This window comes from Mesorhizobium sp. P3_B5 (assembly GCF_056402815.1).
Window position 1 is genome coordinate 1 of sequence record NZ_JBFUGR010000032.1, and the last position, 6,934, is coordinate 6,934.

The window sequence follows — 6,934 nt, forward strand, 5'->3', positions numbered from 1 at the left end:
AAAAGGCTACTCATGTCGCGCAACCGCTGCACCCACCTGATGACGGTGCTGATACCAACCCCATAGCGTGCCGAGGCCTGCCGTCGCGACAGCCCCTCCCGCTCAACCGACGCAACAACCCGTTCGCGAAGATCCATCGAGTAAGGCTTGCCCATCCATGCTGACCTCCTTGTCTCAGCAAGAAGGTTGAATCAGATTTGCACGCCTAAGGGAATCCTCGCCGATTCAGCCTCAATTCATCCCGCTCTAGCATCAAACGTGGCTAAGAAGCTCTGGAAGTCAGTCCCATCTGCGCCGTTTTTTTGCAGAATAGGGGAAAGGCTTGCCCGAATATGACCGCAGCACTTTTCAATTGGTGTGAAGGGCGCCCTCTAATAATACTCCCATGCAGGAAGTCGATCTCGATTACTCCACCAGGGCTGGTCGCAGCCTCTTCAAACACCTCAGTTGAGCAGTAGCCGACAACAAAGCCCAACCCACTTGCCATTGAGTCGGCGAAGTTGTGAGCGATTGCGCAAAGGCGTTCATGCTTCATGCTCGGAGGATAGCAACCTCATCGTCTGCTTTCCACCCATACGATCGTTCTGCATTCATGAGTGGCCTAGAACAAACAGTGGCGACTCGCCGCTAAACCCTGACCCCTGCCGGCACCGGTCCCCATTGGTTTTCCTTGGCCTGCGTCGGGATCAGCGCGAAGACCATGATGATCAGGCTGCCGATGGTCGGGATCAAGACCAGCAGACAGAGCCATCCCGGCAGGCCGATGTCGTGCAGGCGGCGAACGGCCATGCCGAGGCTGGGCAGGAATGTCGCCAGCAGGAAGGTGCCGCAAAGGCCAACGGTTACCGCTGCCGACATGTCGCTGTCGAAATTGCCCATTTTGGCGTCGAGGAACAGTCCAAGGCCACCGACGATGAGCAGAGAAACCACCCAGAACAGGAAATAGCTCCAATATTCCTTGCGGCGGGCCCGGCCTCCGAAATTGAAGTAGTTCTGCGTCAGGGCGTGCCAGAAATAGCCCCACAGATCGGTGGGTTCGCCGGGCACGTTTTCGGCGGCACGGCCGAAATGCTGTGGCCCCGCGGGCGCGCTGCCTGCCTGGCGCGGTGGGGCACTCGCTGCGGCAGCAGCGCTGTCGGTCGGATTCTGGGCGCCGATCGAGAAAATGTCGCGCGCCTGGCCGCCGCCGGGCTGGAACTCGACGGCGGTGCCCTTGGCCATCGACACCTCGCGGCGCAGGCTCTCCCGCGTGAAAGTGTAGCGGTTGCCGTCGGCGCCGGTGATGAAACCGAAGCCTTGCGCCTCGTCATAGTGAAGAACTTCGCCGCGCATCCGCTCACCCCAGTGTTCGCGCTCCAGACTGTTCAAAGTTCTGGCATATCGCAAGGGGGCATACGCCAGCGGCGGAAATCAGGCCGGCCGGTTCTTCGACTTCTTGTGTTTCGGCGGTCCGGCCTTGTCGAATTTCGGCTTGCCCGCTTTCGGAGCCCAGGGCTTTGCCTCGAATGCCGGGCGCTGATCGCCCGCCGCTGGCGCCCGCTTCTCGAATTTGCGCTTCGGCGCGTTCGGGTCGAACGTCCCCTTGCCGCGATGCGGCTTCTTGTCCGGATTTGGCGGCTGGTAGCCGGCGCGCGACAGATCGGGCGTGCCGTCCAGCCGCTTCACCGCGATGTTGTTCTGCAATTTGCGGTCGGGGCCGATGGCGGCGAGGAAACGGTCGGCCCAGTCGGCCGAAATCTGCACGAAGGTTTCCTCAGGCTGCATCTTGATGGCGCCGATCTCGCGCTTGGTGATGCCGCCGGTGCGGCACAGCATCGGGATCAGCCAGCGCGGCTCGGCATTTTGCCGCCGCCCCACCGACACCGAAAACCAGACGCTGTCGCCGAAATCATCGCGGCGGCTTGGCGCCTCGTCGCGGCGCGCGAAGTTTTCGCCCGCCGGTCTTTCACGAGAGGGCGTGAACGGCGCGATTTCCATGAGATCCTCGGGCGCCGAACGGCTGGCGCGGCATTGGCGCACGAAGGCGGCCGCCACCTGTTCGGCGCCGTGCCGGGCGAGCAGCGCGTCGATGAAGCCGCGCTCGTCATCCTTTACCGGCTCGTCGAAAGCTGGATCGGCGAGAATGCGTTCATCGTCGCGGCGGATGACGTCGTCGGCCGAGGGCGGGCTCGCCCATGTCGCCTTGAGGCCGGCGTTCTGCAGCAGCCTTTCGGTGCGCTTGCGGGCATTGTTGGGCACGATCAGCGCGCTGACGCCCTTGCGCCCGGCGCGTCCGGTGCGCCCACTGCGGTGCAGCAGCGTTTCCGGGTTGGTCGGCAAATCGGCGTGGATCACCAGTTCGAGGTTGGGCAGGTCGATGCCGCGTGCCGCCACGTCAGTTGCGATGCAGACTTTGGCACGGCCGTCGCGCATCGCCTGCAGCGCATGGCTGCGCTCGTTCTGGCTGAGCTCGCCGGAAAGCGCCACGACGGAAAAATTGCGGTTGTTGAAACGCGCGGTGAGGTGGTTCACCGCGGCGCGGGTGTTGCAGAACACCAGCGCGTTCTTGGCCTCGTAATAGCGCAGCACGTTGATGATGGCGTTCTCGCGGTCGGCCTGGGCGACGCTCAGCGCCCGGTATTCGATGTCGAGATGCTGCTTTTCCTCACCCGCGGCCGAGATGCGCACCGCGTCGCGCTGGTAGCCCTTGGCCAGCGTGGCGATGGAGCGCGGCACGGTGGCCGAGAACATCAGCGTGCGGCGGGCGGCTGGTGCCGCGTCGAGAATGAATTCCAGATCCTCGCGAAAGCCGAGATCGAGCATCTCGTCGGCCTCGTCGAGCACCACGGCCTTCAGCGCCGACATGTCGAGCGAGTGCCGGGTGATGTGGTCGCGCAGCCGGCCGGGGGTGCCGACGACGATATGGGCGCCGCGCTCCAGCGCCCGCTTTTCGGTGCGCATGTCCATGCCGCCGACGCAGGAGGCCACCGTGGCGCCGGTCAGTTCGTAAAGCCATTCCAGCTCGCGGGTCACCTGCAGCGCCAGTTCGCGCGTCGGCGCCACCGCCAGCGCCAGCGGCGCCGAAGCATGGGCAAAGCGCTCGGTATCGCCCAAAAGGGTCGGCGCCAGCGCCAGGCCGAAGGCGACGGTCTTGCCGGAGCCGGTCTGCGCCGAGACCAGCGCATCGGCCTGGCCGAGCTCCAGCACGGCCTTTTGCACCGCCGTCAGCTCGGAATAGCCGCGTTTTTCCAGCGCTTTTGCCAGCGCCGGGACAATAGCTTCGAAGTTGGACATCTCACTCTTTCGGAATTCGGGGTCTGCGCTCGTCAGGGAGCGCGTGCCGGGGCTGGCGCAGCGCCAGCCAAACAATCTTGGCCGTTCGTACTTCCTGCCGCCTCTCTTGTACAGGGCAAGCCGTGGCGTGCCTCCCTTCTCCCACAAGGGGAGAAGGAAGGACCAGGCCCTGCCGCCAATTGACTCTTGACGCAAACCGCGTAAAAGCCGGCACCGAACAGGACAGTTTTCGATGCGCGGCCTTTTGATGGCGTTTCTTGCATTCGATTTCCCTGGCCACAATGCAAATCATTGGGCCGGGCGCGTCGGCGCGTCTCCCCGTTCCAGCAAAACCATGGCCAAAACGACCACTAAAACGGTCTGATTCCCTTGGCCTAACCACCCTCTCCCGGGTCCGGCCCGGGGGTTGAAACCCGCATCGGCCGGCGGGTTTTCTCCAAAAACCGAGCGGAGAGGGACAGGAGATCATTATGAGTTTCAAGGTTGCGATCGTCGGCGCCACGGGCAATGTGGGCCGGGAAATGCTCAACATACTGGAAGAGCGCGGCTTTCCGGTAAGCGAAGTGGTGGCACTGGCCTCGCGGCGCAGCCAGGGCACGGAAGTGTCGTTCGGCGACCGTACGCTGAAGGTCAGGACGCTCGACCAGTATGATTTTTCCGACACCGACATCTGCATCATGTCGGCCGGCGGCGCTGTTTCCAAGGAATGGTCGCCGAAGATCGGCAAGCAGGGCTGCGTCGTCATCGATAATTCGTCGGCCTTCCGCTACGACCAGGACGTGCCGCTGATCGTGCCGGAAGTGAACCCGGACGCGATCTCGCTTTTCACCCGCAAGAACATCATCGCCAACCCGAACTGCTCGACGGCGCAGTTGGTCGTGGCGCTGAAGCCGCTGCACGACTTCGCCACCATCAAGCGCGTCGTCGTCGCCACCTACCAGTCGGTGTCGGGCGCCGGCAAGGAAGGCATGGACGAGCTGTTCACGCAGACGCGGGCCGTGTTCGTCGCCGACCAGGTCGACGTCAAGAAGTTCACCAAGCGCATCGCCTTCAACGTCATCCCACATATCGACGTCTTCCTCGACGACGGCTTCACCAAGGAAGAGTGGAAGATGGTCGCCGAGACCAAGAAGATGCTCGACCCGAAGATCAAGCTGACGGCGACCTGCGTGCGCGTGCCGGTGTTCATCGGCCATTCGGAAGCGGTCAACATCGAGTTCGAAAAGCCGATCACCGCCGACGAGGCGCGCGACATCCTGCGCGAAGCGCCGGGTTGCCAGGTCTTGGACAAGCGCGAGGACGGCGGCTACATCACGCCGTTGGAATCGGCGGGCGAAGACGCCACCTTCATCTCGCGCATCCGCGAGGATTCGACCATCGACAACGGCCTGTCGATGTGGATCGTGTCCGACAATCTGCGCAAGGGCGCGGCGCTGAACGCGGTGCAGATCGCCGAGCTTCTGGTCGAGCGCGGCCTGATCCAGCCGAAGAAGAAGGCGGCTTAATCTCGCTCACGGGCCGTATCGCCGCTGCCGCGGCGGGCCCTGCGCGGGCGCGCCGGAAAGTCGGCGGCCCGCAGTCGCGGGCTCGGCCTTTGGCCGGTAGCTCTCTTCTCCCCGTCGCTATACGGGGAGAAGATGCCGGTAGGCAGATGAGGGGCAGCGCTGACGCTTCAAGTAGGCCGGCTCTCTTCCGCCAAACTTTCCAGTATCACTATTGCCTCCTCCGCCCGGCCCGCCGGCACGAACAGATGATCGTGATAAAAAGCCGAGACCGGATTGACGCCCATGTCGGCGGTGGCCAGCCGGGTGGTGATGGCGGCGAGGAAGCCGACTGCTTCCAGCGACGAATGGATGTTCAGCGTGATCATGCGGCTTCGGAATACGCCTTCCAGGCCGGCGGCCTTCGCCTCGTCCTCAAGCACAATCAGCGTCGTGCCGTCGCGTTCGCGAAACACCATCACCGGCTCGAGGGTTTCAGGGGCGGATGTACCGGGCGCCAGGGTGACGAAGACGTGGACGCCGGGCAGCAATTCCGGCGTCATCGATGCCAGCAGTTTTTTCAGATCGGTCTCGCCGGCCATCGTTTGCTTCCGTATGTTTTCGCGATCGAGCAGCCCTCGTGTTGAGTCGACCTGCAGGCTTCGATAGCGCGCACAGCTCTACCCCGCAAGACGACATCGCCATGTCGTTGGCGGCTGAGCTTGCGCGCCTTGCCAGTCGCACAATAGACGGGTTGAGGACCATCGCCGGTCCGCCAGAGGGTTTTAGATGATCGTTCGCCCGCGCCCGGGATTCCTGCATCTGTTCTTCATCATGCGCGGCTCTGTGGTGCCCCGCATCCTGCCGCAGATTTTTGGCTTCGGCCTCTATGGCGCACTGGTGGTGCTGGCGGTCAGGGCCTCGAGGCTCGACTTCGGCAATGCCGGCACGGCCCCCTTCGCTCTGCTCGGCGTGGCGCTGTCGATCTATCTCGGCTTTCGCAACAATGCCGCCTATGACCGCTGGTGGGAGGCGCGCAAGCTGTGGGGCCAGCTGGTCTTCGACATCCGCAACCTGGCGCGGGCCTCGACCGGGCTGGTCGAGGACCGCACCGAGCTGCGCGGCCTGTTGATGGAGGCGATTGCCTTCTGTCACTTTTTGCGCGGCCTGCTCAGGCGTGTCGATGCCACGGCCGAGGCACGCACCTTCATCGGCGACGAGGTCGAAGATGCCGCCAAGGCGGCCAACGCGCCTGATGCCATGGTGCGGTGCATGGGCGGGCGTATTGCAGCACTGCGCAAAGCCGGCGCCATCGACACGATCGGCTACCGCATCCTCGACGAGCGGCTGTCGGAAATCGCCGCCGCGCAAGCCGGCTGCGAGCGCATCATGGGAACGCCCCTGCCCTTTGCGTACACGCTGCTCCTGCAGCGCACCGCCTACATCTTCTGCCTGCTTTTGCCATTCGGGCTGGCCTCGGCCGCCGGCTGGGCGACGCCGCTGTTCACGGCGCTGATCGCCTACACTTTCTTCGGTCTCGACGCGCTGTCGGAAGAACTCGAGGATCCGTTCGGCACCGAGGCCAACGATCTGGCGCTCGACGGTCTCTGCCGCGTCTGCGAAATCTCGGTGTTCGAGGCGTTGGGCGAGACGCCGCCGAAGATGATTGCGGCGGAGAAGTTTTATTTTTCGTAGGTCTTCGCGAGGCCGATAGGCAGTGAACGTTGATGCTTCGGTGGTCAGCAAACCTTCGAGAATAGCTGGAACGTCCCTCCCTTCGTCATCCTAGGGCGAAGCAGGAGCGCAGCGACGTCGCGGAGACTCTAGGATCCATGCCGTGATGCCTGTGGTACGCGAAGACGGACCACAAGCGAGCACTCTTCTTCGCAGCGAATGGACGCTTCCTTCTGGACCGCCGCATTCTTCGCCTGATGTCGCGGCATGGCAACTGTGTTCACGCGAATGCGGTTTTGTCCCTGATGATAGCGTTGAGGGTGACCAGAAGCTTCCTTGCGACGGCGACGATGGCGAGTTTCTTTGATCCGGAACGTGCGGCAAGGGCGACGTAGAAAGCTTTGAACCGGTCATTGGCGCGGATGGCGCCGAGCGCCGCCATGTAGAGAGCTCGCCTGACCCGCGGGCGGCCACCTGTGATCTTGCTCCTATGTTTGAGCTTGCCG

At 63.4% G+C, this 6,934-nt stretch carries 7 protein-coding genes; 2 read left to right on the forward strand and 5 right to left on the reverse strand.

Going from position 1 to position 6,934, the window contains the following annotated elements:
• The 3 genes from AC1DVW_RS29520 to AC1DVW_RS29530 form a co-directional block, all read right to left on the reverse strand.
• The coding region (locus tag AC1DVW_RS29520; RefSeq protein WP_477323337.1) for a helix-turn-helix domain-containing protein at positions 1–155 on the reverse strand (155 nt) is incomplete at its 3' end.
• 472 nt (positions 156–627) lie between these two features.
• A complete protein-coding gene (locus AC1DVW_RS29525; RefSeq protein WP_477249580.1) occupies positions 628–1,332 on the reverse strand; it encodes a DUF805 domain-containing protein in 705 nt (234 codons plus the stop codon).
• A 78-nt stretch (positions 1,333–1,410) separates the two neighbouring features.
• A complete protein-coding gene (locus AC1DVW_RS29530; protein WP_477249579.1) occupies positions 1,411–3,273 on the reverse strand; it encodes a DEAD/DEAH box helicase in 1,863 nt (620 codons plus the stop codon).
• Between the two features lie 470 nt (positions 3,274–3,743).
• Here AC1DVW_RS29530 and AC1DVW_RS29535 point away from each other — a divergent pair, with 470 nt between their 5' ends.
• Positions 3,744–4,778 (forward strand): aspartate-semialdehyde dehydrogenase, encoded by a 1,035-nt coding sequence (locus tag AC1DVW_RS29535; protein ID WP_477270233.1) that lies wholly within the window; start codon positions 3,744–3,746, stop codon positions 4,776–4,778.
• 167 nt (positions 4,779–4,945) lie between these two features.
• On the opposite strand, the gene AC1DVW_RS29540 is transcribed toward AC1DVW_RS29535, so the two are convergent.
• Positions 4,946–5,356: an ACT domain-containing protein gene (locus AC1DVW_RS29540; protein ID WP_477327901.1), complete on the reverse strand. Its 411-nt coding sequence runs from the start codon at positions 5,354–5,356 to the stop codon at positions 4,946–4,948.
• A 187-nt stretch (positions 5,357–5,543) separates the two neighbouring features.
• Between AC1DVW_RS29540 and AC1DVW_RS29545 the strand changes: the two genes are divergently transcribed.
• Complete coding sequence (locus AC1DVW_RS29545) at positions 5,544–6,449, forward strand: bestrophin family protein (protein WP_477327903.1); 906 nt, start codon at positions 5,544–5,546, stop codon at positions 6,447–6,449.
• A gap of 259 nt (positions 6,450–6,708) precedes the next feature.
• Here the strand turns inward: AC1DVW_RS29545 and AC1DVW_RS29550 are convergent.
• The coding region (locus tag AC1DVW_RS29550) for a transposase (RefSeq protein ID WP_477327905.1) at positions 6,709–6,934 on the reverse strand (226 nt) is incomplete at its 5' end.